This window comes from Luteibacter sp. NPDC031894 (assembly GCF_050273135.1).
GTDB lineage: Bacteria > Pseudomonadota > Gammaproteobacteria > Xanthomonadales > Rhodanobacteraceae > Luteibacter.
This window is the reverse complement of record NZ_JBNNMV010000002.1, coordinates 685,302-704,211: the sequence shown is the minus strand read 5'-3', so window position 1 is coordinate 704,211 and position 18,910 is coordinate 685,302. Positions and strand designations below refer to the sequence as shown.

Genomic DNA, 18,910 nt, shown 5'->3' with positions numbered 1-18,910 from the left:
CACGCGACGAATCGGGCGGGACGTCATAAAGTTCGCGGGCGCGGAGTGTGGGCTCCGCCCACACAGGAAGTGCCGTGAACTTTTTTGCTCCATTCATCCGCCGGCCGAAAGGTACCTCGCTGCTCGCGGCGGGATTGACCCTGGCCGGTGCGATTGCCTACATGCTGCTGGGCGTGGCCGCGCTGCCCTCGATCGAGGTGCCGGCGGTGTTCATCCAGACGCAGATGCCGGGCGCCAGCGCGCAGACGATGGCTTCGACCGTCATCGCGCCGCTGGAGCGCCACCTGGGCCAGATCCCGGGCGTCGACCAGATGTACTCGAACAGCGCCGAAGGCGCCGGCTTCGTGCGCATCCGCTTCAATATGGACCGGTCGACGGACGCGGCCGCCCGCGACGTGCAGGCCGCCATCAATGCCGCGGCCGCCGACCTGCCCGCCGGCATGCCATCGCCGCCGCAGTACTTCAAGTTCGACACGGGCCAGATTCCCGTGTTGCTGGTCGCGTTCACCTCGAAGACCATGCCGCCGGACAAGCTGTACGACGTGGTCGACACGCTGATCCGGCCCGCCGTGTCGCAGATCGACGGCGTGTCGCGCGTGCAGGTGTTCGGCGGCACGCCGCACGCCGTGCGTATCGAGCTGGACACGAACGCGCTCTCGTCGAAAGGCATCACCACCAACGACGTGTCCAATGCCCTGCAGGCAGCGAATGTGAATTCGCCGCAGGGCCTGCTGTCCGACGGCAAGACACAGACCACGGTGATCGCCAACGATGGCCTGCGCGACGCCTCGGAATTCGGCAACATCCTGATCGCCGTGCGGAACAACATCCCGGTACGGCTTTCGGACATCGCCAAGGTCTACAGCGGTCAGCAGGACCAGTACCAGAAGGCGTGGTTCCAGGGCGATCGCTCGGTCACCATGCAGATCAGCAAGCGTCCGGAGGCCAACTCGATCGCCACGGCGGAGGCGATCCGTGCGGCCCTGCCGCGTTTCCGTGCCCTGCTGCCGGCCGACGCGCAGGTGACGCCGATCTTCGACCTGACCCAGACGACCCAGTCGGCACTGCACGAGGTCAAGGTCGCGCTACTGATCAGTATCGTCATGGTCGTGCTGGTCATGATGGTGTTCCTGCGCCGTCTCGGCCCGACGATGATCGCCACGCTGAGCGTGCCGCTGTCGCTCGCGGGCGCGTTCGTCATCATGTGGTCGCTGGGCTATACGCTGAACACGATGTCGTTGATGGCGCTGGTGCTGTGCATCGGCTTCGTGGTCGACGATGCCATCGTGGTGATCGAGAACATCGTCCGGCACATGGAGAACGGCGCCAAGCCCATGGAGGCGGCGCTGGAGGGCGTGCGCGAGATCGGCTTCACGGTGGTTTCGATCACGCTGTCGCTGATCGCGGTCTTCGCACCGCTGCTGTTCGGCAACAACATGATCACCAAGCTGCTGCGTGAGTTCTCGGTGACGCTCGCCGGCGCCGTGCTGATCTCGGCCGTGGTGTCGCTGACCCTTACGCCCGCGCTATGCGCGCATTACCTCAAACACGACGCGCCGGACCGCAAGCCCGGGCGCCTGGAACAGGCGCTGGAGCGTTTCGACCGCGGCTTCCTGCACGTCTACCAGCGCGCGTTGGATTGGGCCATGCGCCACCGTCGCCTCATGCGCTGGCAACCGTTGATCCTGCTGGTGGCGACCGTCCTGCTGGCCATGGCGGTGGTGAAGACCGCCGGTGGCAACTTCATGCCGGAGGAAGACACCGGCATGCTGCAGGCCCAGATCAGCGCCGACGCGAACATCTCGCCCGACGAGATGACCCGTCGCCTGAAGCGCGTCGGCGACATCATGCAGAACGACGCCACGGTGGCCGATGTCACCACCATCCTGGGTGGCGACAACGGCGGCGCCGTGGGCAACCAGGGCCTGATGTTCGTCGACCTCAAGCCGAAGGGCAGCGGACCGGGCCAGCGCCACGAGTCGATGAAGGAAATCATGGACCGGCTGGGCAAGGAGTACGAGAAGATCTCCGACGTCCAGGTCTTCATGAACCCGGTGCAATTCCTCGGCGGCGGTGGCGGTAACAGCAATCGCGGGCAGTACTCGTTCCAGCTGATCAGCACCAGCGGCGAAGACCTGCAACCCTGGGTGCTGAAACTGGTGCGGCAGATGCGCACGATGAAGGAGTTTCGTGACGTCGGCAGCGACTTCGACATCGTGGGCAAGCAGCAGATGTTGAAGGTGGATCGCGAGGCCGCGGGGCGCCTGCACATAGGCATGGGCATGATCGACTCCGCCCTGTTCAATGCCTTCGGCCAGCGCCAGGTATCGATCATCTACTCGGACATCAACCAGTACTGGGTGGTGCTGACGGCCGCGGCGGCACAGACGCTGAGCCCCGACGCCCTGCTCAACACATACGTCAAGAACGAACAGGGCAAGATGATCCCGCTTTCCGCCGTGGCGAAGATCGCGCCGGTCGCGGTGCCCAGTTCCGTGACGCACCAGAACCAGCTCGAATCGGCCGATCTCACATACAACCTCGCGCCGAAGGTTACGGCGGACAAGGGCAACGCCCTGGTGGAGCAGGCGGTGCACATCATCGGATTGCCCGAGGGCGTGCGCATGGATTTCACCGGTGCGAACCAGCGCCTGCGCGACGCGCAGTCCAACGGCATGGTGCTGCTGATCGGCGCCATCCTCGCCGTGTATATCGTGCTGGGCATTCTCTACGAGAGCCTTGGGCACCCGCTGACGATCATCTCGACCCTGCCGGCGGCGGGTGCCGGCGCCTTCCTCGCGATGCTGGTCACGCAGACCCAGCTGACCCTGATGGCGATCATCGCCGTGTTGCTGTTGATCGGCATCGTGAAGAAGAACGCGATCCTGATGGTGGACTTCGCCCTCGTGGCGCAGCGCGAACACGGCATGTCGCCGGTGGAGGCGATCCGCCAGGCGGCGCTCGTGCGCTTCCGTCCGATCACCATGACCACGCTCGTCGCGATGGGCGCGGCGCTGCCCCTGGCGATCGGCTTCGGCGTCGGCTCCGAAATGCGCCGCCCGCTGGGTATCGCCATCGTGGGCGGACTCCTGGTGTCGCAGCTGCTGACGCTGCTGAGCACGCCGGCGATCTACCTGTGGAACCACGATCGCAAGGAACGCAAATACCGGCGCATGCTGAAACGCCGCTACAAGCGCTGGTTGAAGATCCGGAAGCAGCGCGACAACGGCGGGTTCCGGGCGCTGAGGCCAAGCGAAGCCTGAGCTTTCGTCCTACACGGCTTTTTCCGCCAGTGTGCGGATGTAGTCGCGTACGTCGGTCGGCCATGCGTCGAGCAATGCCTCGAACCGTTCGCGTTCGTTGCGGTGGAACGCGCGCGAGACCTCCTCGTACCCGGGCAGGTCGCCGCCCAGTGCGAGCATGATCCGATCGACCGCTTCGCGCGCCTGGCGGGTACGGTCCGCGGAAGCGTTGTCGCGACTCGCCGCCTCGACCAGCCGGCGCAGTGCCACCGAGGCGCCGCCGGGCTGCCTGCCTAGCCAATCCCAGTGCCGCGGAAGCAGGGTGACCTCGCGAGCGACGACGCCGAGCTTCGGCCGGCCCGGTCCGCGTTTGGCCACTGAGGCCGGTTCGGAGACGTCCGACTCGCCCTCAGGCGTCAGGCGTGCGAGGACATCCTGAACGTTCCCGCGGTAGTCGATATCGACGGGCCGGCCGGTGGCGTCTTCGTAGACGAGGATGGTGGCAGCGGAATCCGCATCGAACATGACCTTGCAGCGCTCGGCGACCGCGGGGAGCGTGCCGGACGCCACGCGCGTGTGGCCGTGGAATGCCGTGTAGGTGGACATGGGGAAGGCTCCGGGAAACGATGCGGCAATACTACCCGGGTTAAATGTGATGGGCAATACCTTCCGGGTAAAACTCGCCCACGCATACGAGTCCATCGACAGCACGCCATAGGTGAACCCGCCATCGATCGCCATGGGCGCATCGCCACCGGCGGCGCCCAGGGCCACGAGCAGGGGCAGGTAGTGCTCTTCCGTCGGGTGCGCGCGGATGGCGCTCGGCGCCACATGCCGATAATCGAGCAGCGCGTCCACGTCGCCGGCAAGCACGGCTTGCCGGCTCCACGCGGCGAATGCCTTCGCATACGCCGCGGCGTCCCCGTCCCGGCGTACCTCGTGCAGGTTATGCGTGAGGCTACCCGACCCGACGACCGCCACGCCGCGGTCGCGCAGCGGCGCGAGTATCTGCCCCAGGCGCAGCGCACCCGCAGGGTCCAGGTTATGCGGCATGGAAACCTGGATCACGGGCGTGTCGGCGTCCGGGCGCAGGTAGCGCAGCGGGACCCATGCGCCATGGTCGTAGCCGCGCTCGGTGTCCACCGTCGCGACGAGGCCGCCGTCGATCAGCAATGAAGCCACCTCCGCCGCAAGGCTCGCCGAGCCCGGTGCCGGGTAGGTCAGGTCGTAGAGCGCCGACGGGAAGCCGCCGAAGTCGTGGATCGTCGGCGGCCATGCCGCACCCGTGACGCGGATGCCGCAGGTCTGCCAGTGCGGCGAAACCACGACGATGGCGCTGGCGCTGGCGAGGCGCGTGCCGAGGTCGGTGAGACGGGACCCCAACAGGCCGGGCTCGAGCGCGAAGGTGGGGGCACCGTGGGAAACGAAGATGGCGGGGGCGCGGAACATGGGGAACACCGGGGAAACGTGGCTCGATGCCACCAACCCTCAATGTACGAGCGTCGTATCGCCGGATAAATCGTCCTGCGGAGAACGCATTGACTCCCCGCGTGAACGACCCAGCTGCTCCACCGGCACGGGCCGCGAAAAGAAGTAGCCCTGCATGACGCTGCATCCCTCGGCCAGCAGCCAGGAGCGCTGGCGATCGAGCTCCACCCCCTCCGCGACCACGCCGAGGTTCAGGCTGCGGGCGAGGAAGATGATGGAACGGCAGATCGACGCGTCGACCTCGTCCTGCAAGAGCGTGCCGGTGAAATGGCGGTCGATCTTGACCTTGTCGAGCGGCAGGCGCGAGAGATAAGTGAGGTTCGAGTAACCGGTGCCGAAGTCGTCCAGCGCGATGCTGACACCCATCGCGCGGAGCTCGTGCAGCGTGCGGATCGCGCGCTCGGGCTCGTGCATGAATGCGCTTTCGGTCAGTTCCAGCTCCAGCGCGGATGCGCTGGCACCGGTCTCGGCCAGTGCGTGGCGGACATCGGCGACGAGGTCGGTATGCACCAGTTGCTGCGCGGAGATGTTCACCGAGAGGCGGCAGCCGTGGCCGATGGTGTCGAGCACGAGACGCTGCTGCCGGCAGGCCTCGTGCAGCACCCACTGGCCAATCTGCACGATCGCGCCGGTCTCCTCGAGCAGGGGAATGAGGCGATCCAGGCGGCCGAGATCACCCGGCGCCGATGGCCAGCGCAGGAGGGCTTCGGCACCGATGATGGCGCCATCGGCGCCTTCATGCTGCGTCTGCCAGGCGAGCGCCAGCTCGTTGTCCAGATTGGCGCCCGACAGGCGAGTGAGGACCGTGAGGCGCGCCATCGCGGTCGCGTGCATCTCGGCGGAATAGCACTTCCAGGTATGCCGACCCGAGCGCTTCGCGTCGTACATCGCGGTATCGGCATTGCGAATCAGCGTGTCCGCGTCGGCGCCGTCGCGGGTGGCGAAGGCCACGCCGATGCTGCACTTCAGGCGCTGGAAGGTGCCCGCGACCTCCAAGGGCTCCTCGATGGCCCGCTGGATACGCGGCAGCACGTCGATCGCCTTCGCCGGCGAACAGGTGAACGGCAGGACCGCCACGAACTCGTCGCCACCGAAGCGGCCCACCTGTCCGGTGCCACCGAGGGCATCGCCGAGTCGCAGCGTCACGTCGCGCAGCACCTGGTCGCCGAGGGTATGGCCGAGGGCGTCGTTGATGACCTTGAAGTGGTCCAGGTCGACGAACAGCACCATCAGCCCGGAGCCGTCGCGCATGCTCTGCGCCAGCATGGACTCGAGCGTCTCGCGCAACGCACGGCGATTGGGAAGGCCGGTGAGTTCGTCGTGCGTCGCCTGGTGGTTGAGGCGTTCCTCGTAGCGACGCTGCTCGGTCATGTCGCGGACGATGACCAACGTGCCGCGCCCGCGGGAATCGCGATAGTCGGAGAGCGCCAGTTCCGCCTCGAATGGCATGCCGTGTCCCGGCTCGATCCAGGCGGCGATGCTGGTCCCCTCGGGCGCGCCGCGGCGGATGGCGTGCAGTGCGTACGCGTCGAGGAAGTCACTGGCGGCGCGGCCGACCAACGTGGCCTCCCCGCCGTCGAGTCGTTCCTCGGCGAGCAGGTTGGCGTACTCGATACGGTCGTCGCGGACGATGACCAGGGGCAGCGGCATGCGCGTCAGCAGCTGCCGATAGGCGGCTTCGCTGGCGGCCAGGTCCCTGTCGGAATCGTGGAGCCGCTGTCGGGTCTCGTGCAGGGCGGTCACTTCGCTGATCGTGCCAGCGAGGGTCCGCTGCACGTCACCGAGATGGCGCGTGCTCCGCGAGAGGGCTTCGACGAGGCGTGTTTGCCGGCGGTAGGCCCGGTCGAACAAGGCAGCGAAGCCGTTGAGCAGGACCAGGAGCGCAAGCGTCGCCAGCAGGGACGGGCGGGCCTCGCGCAGCCACTCGCCCAGTGTGCTGGCGCGGTCCACGCTCACCAGCACCATGTACGGATAGCGCGCGGAAGCGAGCCACGCATACAGCCGCTTGCCATCGTCGTAGCCGCCGGACGCACCGGCCGCCGGACGCGGCGAGGTCCAACGCGTCGCAGTGTCATCGGGATAAGCGGCGAGGAGTCGCCCATCGAGCGCGAAGGCGCTCATCGACGCAGCGGAGCCTGGCATCGCATGGCGCATGCCTTCGCGCACCCGCGCCGCGTCGACCACCGTGCCGAAGGCGGCGGGTTGGGGAACGCGGGAGTCGACCAGGATGCGGATGCCCGGCGGAATCGTTCCGTCGGCATCGGCGACCAGGACGCGGACGCTCACTCCGAGCGCCATCCGGGACGGCGTGGCGCGACTGCCGCGCCAGTTGGCCAGCGGAAGGCTGGTGGAGGCGATAACGCCACCGTCGGTATCCAGCGCGACCATCCCCGACAGTTCGGGATGCCGCGCCTGCACTTCGGCGAGGCGTGCGTGAAGCGGGCCGGATTCGGCGCTGTCGACGGCATTGCGAAGGGCGAGCAGCGGGCCCAGCGCGGCGTCGATGTCCTGATCGATCATATGGACCGCGCCGGATGCCGATCCCGCGAGCTGGCGCCACGTGTTGCCGAGCATGCGGTGGTAGCCGTCGACCTGGAGGATGCCGACGAGTGCGACCAGGCCGGCCGAGAGCACGATCGCGACCGCCCAGGTCGCCAATCGCACGTGGCGGGCGCGCACCCTCGTCACTACCTTGACCGTCGCGCCTTCCACTGTCCCCTTGCCCCCCGCGGCCCCTGCGCCCGCCGGCGGCGGCGAGTTCTCTGCGTCTTTAACGGCAGGGGGCGGGCGCTCTTGAACCGGCGCCCAGGGCAGGAGCGGACAAGCTTCTACGCGTCGGGCAGAAAATAATTATCGCCATGCCCTTTATTCACATTCGTTGGACACTATTTACCGAACGATCCAGTTCACAAACGTCCCATCACAAGGCCCCGCCTCCCATGCGTTCGTCCCGTCCCGTCCTCGGCGCCCTCGCCGTCCTCGCCCTCGCCGGCGCAAGCCTTCCCGCCACCGCGGAGACCCACCTGGAACTGCAGGGTGGCCGCAGCTACATGAACAGCTATGGCACCAACGCCTTCTTCGCGGAAGCCGTGTTCACGCCGCAGTCCATGGGGCAGAGCCGGTTCACGTGGTCGCCGGATATTTCGATCGGCTACATCAAGGGACGCGAGATCGGCCGTTACCGCAACGCCGACCCGGGCGTGACGGACAACCTCTGGCTTGGCGCGGCCGGTGCACGGTTCCATTACGGCAGCGCCGGCGACTGGTACCAGCCGTTCTTCTTCAGTTTCCAGGTGGCAGGCGTCGCGGGCGGCCGCACCCAGGCGTTGTCCAGCGGCTACGAGTTCGTCAGCACCATCGGCTGGCAGTACAAGAACGTGAGCCTGCAGGTCCGCCACATCTCCAACGGCAGCTTCAAGGAGCCGAACCGCGGCGAGACGATGGCACTGGTGGGTATCGGTTTCGATATCTGACCGCCTCAGGCTCAAAAAAAAACCGGCGCTGGAAAGCGCCGGTTTTTTTGTTGCGGGAAGCGCCCGGGCCGGTGTCAGTGGCCTGCCGCGGCCGGTCCCGCCTTCGCGGCGAACGGCGGCTTCGCCAGCCACACTACGAAGATCAAGGCCACGAAGACGTAGCCGAGCAGGTGGAAGACCTCGTTGAAGGAGATCTGGTAACCCTGCTGGGTGATCATCTGGTTCACGGCGGCCGCGGCATATTGCGGATCGCCTTGGCCGATCTGGTTGAGGGCCTGTTGTGCGGTCGGATTGAATGGCGTGATGTTCTCCGCCAGCCGCTCGTGGTGCACGATCGCGCGGTGGTCCCACATGAACGTCGTGATCGAGGCCGCGAAGCTGCCGCCCAGCGTGCGCAGGAAGGTCGCGAGGCCGGAGCCGGCCGCGATCTCCCGCGGTTGCAGGTCGGACAGCAGGATCGTCAGCACCGGCATGAAGAACAGCGCCACGCCCAGTCCCTGGATCAGCTGCACCATCGCCACGCTGTAGAAGTCGATGTCGAGGAAGAAGTCCGAGCGCATGAAACAGGTGGCACCCATGACGATGAACGCGCCGGAGGCCAGGAGGCGCAGGTCGAACTTGTGCGCATATCGGCCCACGAACGGCGTGAGGATCACCGGCAGGATGCCTAGCGGCGCCGCGGCGAAGCCCGCCCAAGTAGAGGTGTAGCCCACGTTTCGCTGCAGCCACTGTGGCACGAGCAGGCCGATGGCGAAGAACGCCGCATAGGCCAACACGAGGCATAGCGTGCCCATCGCGAAGTTTCGATGCCGGAACAGCTTCAGGTTGACGATCGGGTCCTTGTCGGTCAATTCCCAGATCAGAAACACGATGAGCCCGACCGCCGCGACGATCGCGGTGATGACGATGAAGGTGGAGTTGAACCAATCCTCGTCGTTGCCCTTGTCGAGCACCACCTGCAGCGCACCCACGCCGATGATCAGCGTGATGAGGCCCACGTAGTCGACCTTCGGTCGCTCGGTCGTTTCCGGACGGCCCTTCATCTGGTTGGCCACGACGAAGCTGGCGAAGATGCCGATGGGCACATTGATGAAGAAGATCCAGGGCCACGCGTAGTTGTCCGTGATCCAGCCGCCCAGGATCGGACCGGCGATCGGCGCCACGACGGTGACCATCGCCAGCAGCGCCAGCGCCATCCCTCGTTTCGCAGGGGGATAGATCGAGATCAGCAGGCTCTGCGTGATCGGGTACATCGGTCCGGCCACCGCGCCCTGCAGGGCGCGGAAGAGGATCAGCATGCTCATGCTCTGCGCGATACCGCACAGGAACGAAGCGAGTGAGAACAACAGGGTCGCCCACACGAACAGCTTCGTCTCGCCGAAGCGGCGGGTGAGGAAGCCGGTGAGCGGCAACGCGATCGCGTTGCTCACCGCGAACGAGGTGATGACCCAGGTGCTCTGGTTGGAGCTGACGCCCAGGTTGCCCGCGATGGTGGGCAGCGAGACGTTCGCGATCGTGGTGTCCAGCACCTGCATGAAGGTCGCGAGCGAGAGGCCGACCGTGGACAGCGCCAGATTGGGCGGTCGAAATTCGGTGCTCATGGATAAGCCTGGTCGTTAAAGAGGAACCGGTGGCGGACGGGACGGACGGGTGGCCTGGCCACCGACGCCCGTCCCCGCACTCTTACTTCGGAGCCTTCTGCTGCTCGCCTTCACCCGCCGACGCGTTCTCGTGGATGACGCGCGCGATTTCCTCGTCGGCGCCCGCGAGGCGACGGTCGTAGACATCGGTCGAGAACTCGGGCTTGGTCGGCGCCTGCTGCGCGAGCAGCGGGCCGCCCTGGTCGTGCAGCGACACGGTCACCTTGGTGGACAGACCGAGGCGCAGCGGCTTCTGGTCGAGCTGCTTCGGATCGGTGAACACCACACGCACCGGCACGCGCTGCACGATCTTGATCCAGTTACCCGTGGCGTTCTGCGCCGGCAGCAGCGAGAACGCGCTGCCGCTGCCCACGCCGAGGCTGCGGATCTTTCCCTTGTAGACGATATCGCCGCCGTAGACGTCCGCGGTGATGTCCACCGGCTGCCCGATGCGCATGTGGGTCAGCTGGGTTTCCTTGAAGTTGGCGTCGATCCATACCTCGTGCAGCGGTACAACGGCCATCAGGGCCGCACCGGGTTGCACGCGCTGGCCCAGCTGCACGCTGCGCTTGGCGACGTAGCCGTCCACCGGCGCGAGGATGACCGAGCGCGCCTCGTCGAGGATCGCTGAGCGCAGCTTCGCGGCGGCGGCACGCACGTCCGGGTGCGAGGCGACGACGGTGTCGTCCACCAGCACCTTGCTGGTGCTGTACGACTGCTTCGCCGAGGCGAGGTTGCTTTCCGCCGCGGTGAGGGTGTCGAGAGCGTGCGACAGTTCCTCCGCGGAGATGGCGCCGGTCTTCGCCAGGTCGCGGCGACGGTTGTAGTCGGCGCGGGCACGGTCCACCGCGGTCTGGCGCACGGCCACGTCGGCCTGCGCCGAGGTCACGTTGTTGTACAGACCGCGGACGCGACGGACGGTGTTGGCGAGTTCGGCGCGTGCGCTCAGCAGGGCGATCTGGGCGTCGCTGTCGTCGAGCTTCACCAGCACGTCGCCCTTGTGCACGAGGTCGCCATCGTCAGCGGTGATCGACAGGACCGTCGCGGCGATCTGCGGCGTGATCTGCACGACATTGCCGTTGACGTAGGCGTCGTCGGTGTCCTCGTACCAGCGTCCATCGACGAAATACCAAACTGTCCAGCCGATGCCGGCCAGGACGAGGACGAGGACAAGGAGCTTGAGGAAGAAGCCGCGGCGGCTCTTCGGTGGCGGCGCCACGACGGCGCCGGCGGGGGCGGTGGTTTCTTGGGACATCGTTAGCTGCCTCGGGACGTTTTCTTAGTTGTTAGCCGGCGTGGCGGCGGCGACCGGCTGGTCCCCCGCCTCGGGGCGGAAGCCGCCGCCGAGCGCCTGGATGAGTTGGACGGAGGTATCGACCTGCTGCGCGCGCAGGGCGGCCATGCGCTGCTCGGCAAGGAGCAGCTGCTGGCGCACGACGAGCGACTCGAGGTAGCTGCCGACGCCGGCCTTGTAACGCTGCTGCGAGAGGTCGTAGGCCTGTTGCGCGGCGTCGCGCGCACGCTGCTGCGCCTGGATCTGCGTACCCAGCGAGTCGAGGCCGGAGAGGTCGTCGGCGACTTCGTTGAGGGCGCCCACCAGGATCTTGTTGTACTGCGCGACCGCGATGTCGTACTCGGCGTCCTTGCCGGCGAGGTTGGCGCGCAGGCGGCCGCCGTCGAAGATCGGCAGGCTGAACGCCGGCAGCACCTGCCAGAAACGGGCCCGCGACGAGAACAGGTTCTCGCTGCCACCCGCGACCTGGGCCGCGAGGATGCCGAGGCTGACGTTCGGGAGGAACTCCGTCTTCGCCGCGGCGATGTCCTTCGATGCCGCTTCGACACGCCAGCGCGCGGCCACGAGGTCGGCACGATGGCCGAGCAGGTCGGCCGGCAGGTTCGCCGGCACGGCTACGGCCGAAGGCTCCAGCACCGCGGGACGGCCGATGTCGAGGCCACGGTCCGGGCCCTTGCCGAGGAGCACGCTCAGCGCGCTGCGCGAGGAGTCGATCGCGCGTTGCGCCACCGCCATCTCACGCTCGGCCGTGGCGACTTCGGTGTCGGCCTGCTTCACCTGCATCTGGTTGTCGACGCCGGCGGCGACGCGCTGGCGCGTGAGGTCACGCGACGCGCGGCTGCGATCCAGCTCGGCCTTGGCGACATCCATCTGGGTGAACGCATAGCCGAGCTGCACGTAAGCGCGGGCGACGTTGGTCGACAACTCGATGCGCGCGGCGCGCGCGTCGATCTCGCTGGCGCGCTGCGAGCCCACCGCGGCTTCCCACGCGGCACGCTTGCCACCCCAGAGGTCGAAGTCCCAGCTGAAATTGCCGTAGCCGTACTTCGTCCAGCCGAAGTGGTTGCCCAGCGGCGCGGGGAACAGCGTGCCCGGCATGTGCGCACCGGCGACACCGCCGCCGACGGCCAGCGTCGGATCGCGCGCGGCATCCGCCGCGCCACTCTGGGCCTGTGCCTGGCGCACGCGCGCGTCGGCCGCGGTCAGGTCCGGATTGTCCTTCAGGGCTTCTTCGATCAGCGCCGTGAGCTGGCTGTCGCCCAACCCCGTCCACCAGTCGGCCGAGGGCCAGTTGGCCGGCGACACCTGGGCCTTGGCCAGGCTGCGTTCGGCGTGGAGGGTGGCGGGATCCGCGAGCTGGCCCTGTGGCTCCAGTCCACGGCTGGTGACGCAGCCGGAAAGGATCAACGCGGCCCCGACGGCCGCCACGAGAGTGTGCAGACGCATGAGTTTTCTAGCCTCGACAGGTGGTCAGTCTTTTTCGCGGAGCGCGGTAAGTACGCGCTCCAGGTAATCGCGCAGCTGCTCGCGTTCTTCGGCGGACAAACTGCGCTGCGCACGCTCGAGCGTGGCGACGTTGCTTTCGTACAGGTGCCGCCAGAGCGCTTCGCCCGCTTCGGTCAGCTCGATGCGGAGGGCCCGGCGGTCCTGTTCGTGCGGCTGCCGGCGCAGGTAGCCCTTGGCCTCGAGCTGGTCGAGCTGACGGGTCATGGCACCACCGTCCAGGTCGACGGCGCGTGCCAGTTCCGTGGCGGACATCGGACCCGCCACGGCCAGGCGCTTCAGCACGTGGAACTGCGTGAACTTGAGGTCGGCGCCCTGGGCGGCGAGATCCGTCTCGATGGCCCGCACGATTTCGCTGCGGACCATGCCGATCAGGGCACCGAGGCTGTCGCGGCCGTCAGGAGTGGGGCAGGCGTTCGGGTTCATGACGCATATTCTATTGCCTATAGTATAGTTGTCAAGGCAAATATGCGCAGGGCAGATAGTTTTAACTCACAGCCGGTTCGTCCTCGTCGGCGAGGAGGGCTGCGAGCGCCGGGTCACGGACAGTAAACAGGTCGAACACGCCGAGCGCGCGGAGCGTCGGCAATTGCGCCAGCAAGCGCGGTTCAAGGGTCCTGACCTGCTCTTCCGGGGTTCCCGGGTCGAGCATGGCATGGGCGCAGGCGACGAAGGTGACCAGGGCGTGGCCCGCCTCCTGGCCGCCGTCGAGGTCGTTGTAGTCATTCGTGACGAGACGGATCATGGGGAATCTCCGGCGTCGAGGTTCCGTTCGCGGCATCGGGAACGCCACGGGGAACATTTGTTTGGGAGTGCAAATGTTAAGCACGGAAGCTAACGGCCTGATATCGTCATCGGGCCAAGTTATGTCGAGGAATGGCCAAAATGCTGGATGAAACCCTGCATGCCTTGCTGGAAAGCGCCGACGGCCCGCCGCTCATCGCGTACGAGGCAAGGGGCGAGATCCCGCTGGCGGAGACCGACTGGCACAGCCATATCCGGGGGCAGTTCTTCTACGTGGAGCAGGGGCTGGTCATCAGCCGCACGCAGCACGGTTCCTGGTTGCTGCCCCCCCATCGCGCGGGATGGATGCCGCCGGGCGAACTGCACACGGTGAGCATTGCCGGGCCGAGCCACGCCTGGGGCGTGTTCATCGCGCCCTGCGCCGCCGCGGGCCTGCCCGACCGGCCCTGCGTCGTGGGTGTGAACGACCTGTTCCGGGCCATCATCAAACGTGCCGCCAGCTGGCCTGCCGACGCCGACAGCGCGCCGGAAAAGGATCGACTGCTGGCCGTGCTGCTCGACGAGATACGCCGCGCGCCGGTCGAGCAACTGCACCTGCCCATGCCGGTGGACCGCCGCCTGCGCCGCATCGCCATGGCGATGTTCGAGCGCCCCGACGACACGCGCGGCATCGAGGACTGGGCGAGCTGGGCGGGCATGTCGGTGCGCACGCTCACGCGCTTGTTCCGCCAGGAGACGCAGTGCAGCGTGGCGCAATGGCGACAGCAGGCGCGCCTCACCTGCGCGCTGGAACGGCTAGCCGAAGGCGAACCGGTGTCGGTCGTCGCCGATGCGCTGGGCTACGCTTCGCCGAGTGCCTTCGTGGCCATGTTCCGAAAGGCCTTCGGCGATTCGCCGGGACGCTACCTGGCAAGGCAAGCCGTCGGCGCCTGAGGTCTTACAACGGCTTGCACATCCATAGCGTCTCGAACGTGTAGGCATCGCCGCTATGGCGTTCGACGACGTCCATGGCGATGCGGCCGTAGTGCCAATCGCCATGCGGGGCCGGTGAATCGACGTCGTAGCACGAGCGTTCCTTCTCGAATCCGCCGCTGGCCACTTCGGTCAGGGTTCGTTCCTCCTGCCGGCATTGGAGCATCGCCTCGCCGTGCGAAGGCAGGATGCGATCGCCGGCGACGAAGCGCTCTTCCGCGCAGGCCATCGTTCCGGTCAGGACAGGTGCCTCGGCCGCGCCGACGGCGATGGATACGAGGATGATGGCGATGGACGGCAATCGGTACACGCGGCGCTCCTTTTTCAGTGAGCGGGCGAGGCTGCGTCAGCCGATCGAGGAAGGAAATCGGACTTGTCTTAGAAATGCGCCGCATGGGCCGGTCTGTGACAGGCATCACGCGTTTGCGTGGCGTCATGACGACCGCGTGAGAGACGAAAACGTTTGCGTCGGCGTCAGTTCGCGGGGAAGCGATACCCGACGCCCGGCTCCGTTTTGAGCCAACGCGGAGAAGACGGGTCATCCCCGAGCTTTTGCCTCAGCTTGCCCATCACGATACGCAGGTAGTGGGTGTCCTGCGTATGCGTCGCGCCCCAGACGTCGCGGAGGATCTGTTGCTGCCCGACGACCCGTCCCGTATGTCGGACCAGCAACGAAAGGACGGCGAACTCTTTTCGCGTCAGCGCGACGGCGTGGCCGTCGAGGAAGACTTCACGACGGGCGAGGTCGATCGTCAGCGTGCCATCGTCATAGCGCAGTGCCGCTCCCGCCTCGCCACCCTTGGCGCTGGCGCGCAACAGCACGCGCAGGCGGGCCATCAGTTCCTGGATGCCGAACGGCTTGGTGACGTAATCGTTGGCGCCGCGATCGAGCGCCTTCACCTTTTCGCTCTCCGCGTCACGCACCGACAGCATCAGCACGGGCACCTCGCTCCATGCACGCAATTCGCGCAGCACCTCGTGGCCTTCCATGTCCGGCAATCCGATGTCCAGGATGACGAGGTCCGGGGAACGGGTGGCCGCCAGGCCCAGGCCTTCCTCGCCCGTGGCGGCGAGGATCACCTGGTAGCCCTCGGCGCGCAGGCCGATGTCGAGGAAGCGGCGAATCTGGACCTCGTCGTCGATGACCAGCACGCGCGGCGCGGTGGCATTCATGGGATCTCGTCGGGCGGAGCCGGCAATGGCAGCGAGATCCGGATGGTGGTGCCCCCGCCGACATTGGGCAAGGCCTCGACGCTGCCCCCGTGCGCGCCGATCATGCCGCGGCAGATGGCGAGACCGAGGCCAGTGCCCTGCTTGCCGCGGTCGCCGCGTGCCACCGAATGGAACATGTCGAAGATCTTCTCGCGCTCGTCCTCGGGAATCCCCGGTCCCCGATCGACCACGTCGACGAGCAGGCGACCCGCCTCGCTGCGCACGACCACCCGCACGGGCTCGGAAGGTGGCGAGAAGCGGGCGGCATTCTCCAGGATGTTGAACACCGCCTGCTCGATCAGGGCCGGATGCGCATGGAGCAACACCGTGTCATGCGGTAGTTGCACGTCCACCCGAGTGTCGGGAAACAGTTTGCGCATGCGCCCCACCGCCGCCGCGACGATCTCGCCGGCGTCCACCCAGTCGCGGCTCAGCTTGAGCGTGCCGTGGCCCAGCCGCGTCATGTCGAGCAGGTTCTGGATATACCGGTCCAGGCGCTGGCCCTCGCCGAGGATGGCCTCCAGCAGCTCCTTGCGCTCGCTTGCCGGCAACCGCTCCTCGTAGTCGAGCAAGGTGCCGGCCGAGCCGATCATCGACGCAAGCGGCGAGCGCAGGTCGTGCGACACCGAGGAGAGCAGCGCATTGCGCAGGCGCTCCGTTTCACCCTGGACCCGCGCACTTTCGAGTTCGGAGGCCAGCCGCGCACGCTCCAGCGCCTGGCCGATGTCCTGGACCATCGCGAGCACCAGCCCGCGGTGCTCGGGATCGGGTTCGTTCGACGAAGGCGGAAAGCGCAGGGCGACGACGCCGGCACGCTGCGTGTCGCCACCGAGCGGCAACATCCAGCTCGAGGCGGCGCGCAACGTATCGGTGAACCGCCCCGCGGGTTCCGCATGCATCTCGCTCCAGTCGGCCGCCGCGAAATCCTGCGCCGACAGGGGCAGCGCTTCCGGTGCCGAGGCGAGCGGCGCGAGAACGCCGGCCGCGTCGCGCGCCAGGATCGCCACATGGATGTCGAGCGTGCGTGCCAATACGCGCGCGCCCACCTCGCGAATGGCGGCTGCGTCGGCCGCCGCGGCGAGCTGCTGCCCCAGCGCCACCAGCGCACGCCCGCGCACCTGCGCCGCCCGCAGCGAGGTGACCTGGCCGGCGAGCCGGGTCGCGAGGCGGCTGCATACCAGGGCGGCCACCAGGAACAACACCACGGCCAGCACGTCGTCGGCATTCGCTATCGCCAGCGTGTAGCGCGGCGGGGCGAAGAAGAAGTTGTAACCGAGGAAGCAAAGGATCGCCGTGTATACCGCCACCGCCATGCGCGTGCGAACCGCGACGAAGAGCACCGCGGTGAGGAAGACCAGAGACAGGTTGGCGACCGAGAGGAACCGGTCGGCCACGAAGGACAACGCCATCGCCACCGCCGTCGTCGCCGTGGCGATGCCGTATTCGCGCCGCGAGCCCTCGGCGTTACCCGCTCGAAGCCGGCGGCGGGCACTGGCTCGTTCCGCCGGCGTAGCGACGATCGTCAGTTCCAGGTGTGCACCGCGGCGGAGCAACTGCTGGGTGAGGGAGTAACCGAGCCGGCGGGCGATCGGGCGCTCGCGCGTGCGACCGACGATGATCTGGCCCACGCCCTCGCGGTCGGCCCAGGCAAGCAATTCGTCGGCGACCGCGTGTCCGCGCAACACTACTTCCTCGCCACCCAGCCGGCGCGCGAGGCGCATCGCGGCGTCCACGCGTTCGCGGCGGGTGCCGTCGGCACGGCCGCGGTCGACGAAGACGACGCTCCAGGGCGCGCCACGTCGTTCCGCGATGCGACGCGCCATGCGCACCAGGTATTCACTTTGCGCCGCCCCGTCGATCGCTGCCATGATCCGCCGCCGAACCGGCATGGCGCCGCCCCGCGCCCGCATATGCACGCGCAGATCGCTGTCCACGTGCGTCGCCACCGTCTCCACGGCCAGCTCGCGCAATGCGGCGAGGTTGCCCGGCGAGAAGAATGCCTCGAGCGCCACGGCCGCCGTCTCCGGCACGTAGACCTTTCCCTGGCGCAGGCGCGCGATGAGCTCACGCGGTGGCAGGTCGACCAGCACGATGTCACGCGCGCGGTCGAGGAAGGCGTCCGGCACGGTTTCGCGCACCGCCACGCCGGTGATACGGCGCACCTGGTCGTTAAGGCTTTCCAGGTGTTGCACGTTGAGCGCGGTGTAGACCTCGATGCCCGCATCGAGGAGTTCGGCGATATCTTGCCAGCGACGCGCATGACGTCCGCCCGGCAGGTTGGTGTGCGCCAGCTCGTCGACGAGGATCACCGCCGGCTTGCGTGCCAGCGCGCCCTCGAGATCGAATTCCTGGAAAACACGACCGGCGTAATGCACCGCCCGTGTCGGCAACACGTCCACGCCCTCGAGCAGGGCAGATGTCTCGGTACGCCCGTGTGTCTCGACCAGTCCGACGACCACGTCCACGCCCTGCTTGCGCAGCTCGCGGGCAGCCGAGAGCATCGCGAAGGTCTTGCCCACGCCCGGCGCGGCCCCGAGGAAAATCTTGAGTCGTTGGCCGTCCTCACTCTTCACCGCGTCGAGCAGCGCATCGGCACGGGCATGGCGTTCGTCATTCATGAAGTTGACCAGGAGGAGGAGCCGCTCGACGAGCAGATTACCCGAGGCACGACGGCGCCGTTTGTGGGAACAGACCGTCCGTTGCCGGGAGGGCCATGGGTCGGCTCCCCAAGGCAAGGCGGTAGGCTGGTTTTTTATCGGTGCACATCATCCAGCGCGAGGTTGAGCGCCAGCACGTTCACCCGCGGCTCGCCGAGGATGCCGAGCTGCCGGCCTTGCATGTGCGCGTCGACCAAGGCCTCGACGACAGCGGGATCCATGCCGCGCGCGCGCGCGACGCGAGCCACCTGGTAGCGTGCCGCCGCCGGACTGATATCCGGATCCAGGCCGCTGGCGGACGCGGTGACCAGCTCCACCGGCACCGGCGCATCGTTGCCCGGATCGGCCGAACGCAGCGTGGCGAGGCGTCCCTTCGCGGCGTCAGCAAGGGCCGGATTGGTGGGACCCTGATTGGAACCGCTGGAAGAGGCCGCGTTGTTGGCGTTGGGCGCGGTTGCCGAAGGTCGGCCCCAGAAATAGCGCGGTTCAGTGAACGACTGGCCGATAAGCGACGAGCCGATCGCCTTCCCGTCGCGCTCGACGATGCTGCCATTGGCCTGCTTCGGGAAAACGAACTGCGCCAGCCCCGTCGCCGCTAGTGGATAGAGCACGCCGGTGAGCACCGTCATGCCGATGAAAAGGAACAGTGCCTGGCGAATCAGCTTACCCATGACGACATCTCCTG

14 protein-coding genes are annotated in these 18,910 nt (G+C 67.3%); 3 read left to right on the top strand and 11 right to left on the bottom strand.

The genetic code is table 11. The features are described from left to right. Window positions 1-74 precede the first annotated feature (74 nt). On the top strand, window positions 75-3,263 hold the full coding sequence (locus ACQKIE_RS09140) for an efflux RND transporter permease subunit (RefSeq protein ID WP_427458142.1): 3,189 nt from the start codon (window positions 75-77) through the stop codon (window positions 3,261-3,263). A gap of 9 nt (window positions 3,264-3,272) precedes the next feature. On the opposite strand, the gene ACQKIE_RS09135 is transcribed toward ACQKIE_RS09140, so the two are convergent. Together ACQKIE_RS09135 and ACQKIE_RS09130 are read right to left on the bottom strand one after the other, a co-directional pair. Next, window positions 3,273-4,691 carry a DUF2239 family protein gene (locus ACQKIE_RS09135; RefSeq protein ID WP_427458140.1) on the bottom strand — a complete coding sequence of 473 codons (1,419 nt, stop codon included), beginning with the start codon at window positions 4,689-4,691 and terminating at the stop codon, window positions 3,273-3,275. Window positions 4,692-4,730: 39 nt separating this feature from the next. Further along, on the bottom strand, window positions 4,731-7,409 hold the full coding sequence (locus ACQKIE_RS09130; protein ID WP_427458137.1) for a bifunctional diguanylate cyclase/phosphodiesterase: 2,679 nt from the start codon (window positions 7,407-7,409) through the stop codon (window positions 4,731-4,733). A gap of 260 nt (window positions 7,410-7,669) precedes the next feature. On the opposite strand from ACQKIE_RS09130, the gene ACQKIE_RS09125 reads away from it, so the two are divergent. Continuing rightward, window positions 7,670-8,203 (top strand): acyloxyacyl hydrolase, encoded by a 534-nt coding sequence (locus tag ACQKIE_RS09125; protein ID WP_427458135.1) that lies wholly within the window; start codon window positions 7,670-7,672, stop codon window positions 8,201-8,203. Between the two features lie 74 nt (window positions 8,204-8,277). Here ACQKIE_RS09125 and ACQKIE_RS09120 read toward each other — a convergent pair whose 3' ends face one another. The 5 genes from ACQKIE_RS09120 to ACQKIE_RS09100 form a co-directional block, all read right to left on the bottom strand. Beyond that, window positions 8,278-9,804, bottom strand: a complete 1,527-nt coding sequence (locus tag ACQKIE_RS09120) for a DHA2 family efflux MFS transporter permease subunit (protein WP_427458133.1) — start codon at window positions 9,802-9,804, stop codon at window positions 8,278-8,280. 82 nt (window positions 9,805-9,886) lie between these two features. Further along, a complete protein-coding gene (locus tag ACQKIE_RS09115) occupies window positions 9,887-11,098 on the bottom strand; it encodes an efflux RND transporter periplasmic adaptor subunit (protein WP_427458131.1) in 1,212 nt (403 codons plus the stop codon). A gap of 24 nt (window positions 11,099-11,122) precedes the next feature. Continuing rightward, window positions 11,123-12,583, bottom strand: coding sequence for an efflux transporter outer membrane subunit (locus ACQKIE_RS09110; RefSeq protein ID WP_427458129.1), 1,461 nt, complete (start codon window positions 12,581-12,583; stop codon window positions 11,123-11,125). A 24-nt stretch (window positions 12,584-12,607) separates the two neighbouring features. Further along, window positions 12,608-13,066, bottom strand: a complete 459-nt coding sequence (locus ACQKIE_RS09105) for a MarR family winged helix-turn-helix transcriptional regulator (protein ID WP_427458127.1) — start codon at window positions 13,064-13,066, stop codon at window positions 12,608-12,610. A 61-nt stretch (window positions 13,067-13,127) separates the two neighbouring features. After that, complete coding sequence (locus ACQKIE_RS09100) at window positions 13,128-13,385, bottom strand: hypothetical protein (RefSeq protein WP_427458125.1); 258 nt, start codon at window positions 13,383-13,385, stop codon at window positions 13,128-13,130. Window positions 13,386-13,525: 140 nt separating this feature from the next. Here ACQKIE_RS09100 and ACQKIE_RS09095 point away from each other — a divergent pair, with 140 nt between their 5' ends. Next, window positions 13,526-14,317, top strand: a complete 792-nt coding sequence (locus ACQKIE_RS09095) for an AraC family transcriptional regulator (RefSeq protein WP_427458123.1) — start codon at window positions 13,526-13,528, stop codon at window positions 14,315-14,317. Window positions 14,318-14,321: 4 nt separating this feature from the next. Here ACQKIE_RS09095 and ACQKIE_RS09090 read toward each other — a convergent pair whose 3' ends face one another. The 4 genes from ACQKIE_RS09090 to kdpC form a co-directional block, all read right to left on the bottom strand. Next, complete coding sequence (locus tag ACQKIE_RS09090; RefSeq protein WP_427458121.1) at window positions 14,322-14,666, bottom strand: hypothetical protein; 345 nt, start codon at window positions 14,664-14,666, stop codon at window positions 14,322-14,324. 164 nt (window positions 14,667-14,830) lie between these two features. Next, entirely contained in the window at window positions 14,831-15,529 is a 699-nt protein-coding gene (locus ACQKIE_RS09085) for a response regulator (RefSeq protein ID WP_427458119.1), read from the bottom strand. Continuing rightward, window positions 15,526-18,186 carry an ATP-binding protein gene (locus tag ACQKIE_RS09080; protein ID WP_427458117.1) on the bottom strand — a complete coding sequence of 887 codons (2,661 nt, stop codon included), beginning with the start codon at window positions 18,184-18,186 and terminating at the stop codon, window positions 15,526-15,528. Before ACQKIE_RS09080 ends, ACQKIE_RS09085 begins: the two co-directional genes overlap by 4 nt. A 134-nt stretch (window positions 18,187-18,320) precedes the next feature. Continuing rightward, window positions 18,321-18,896 (bottom strand): potassium-transporting ATPase subunit KdpC, encoded by a 576-nt coding sequence (kdpC, locus tag ACQKIE_RS09075; protein ID WP_427458115.1) that lies wholly within the window; start codon window positions 18,894-18,896, stop codon window positions 18,321-18,323. Between the last annotated feature and the right edge of the window lie 14 nt (window positions 18,897-18,910).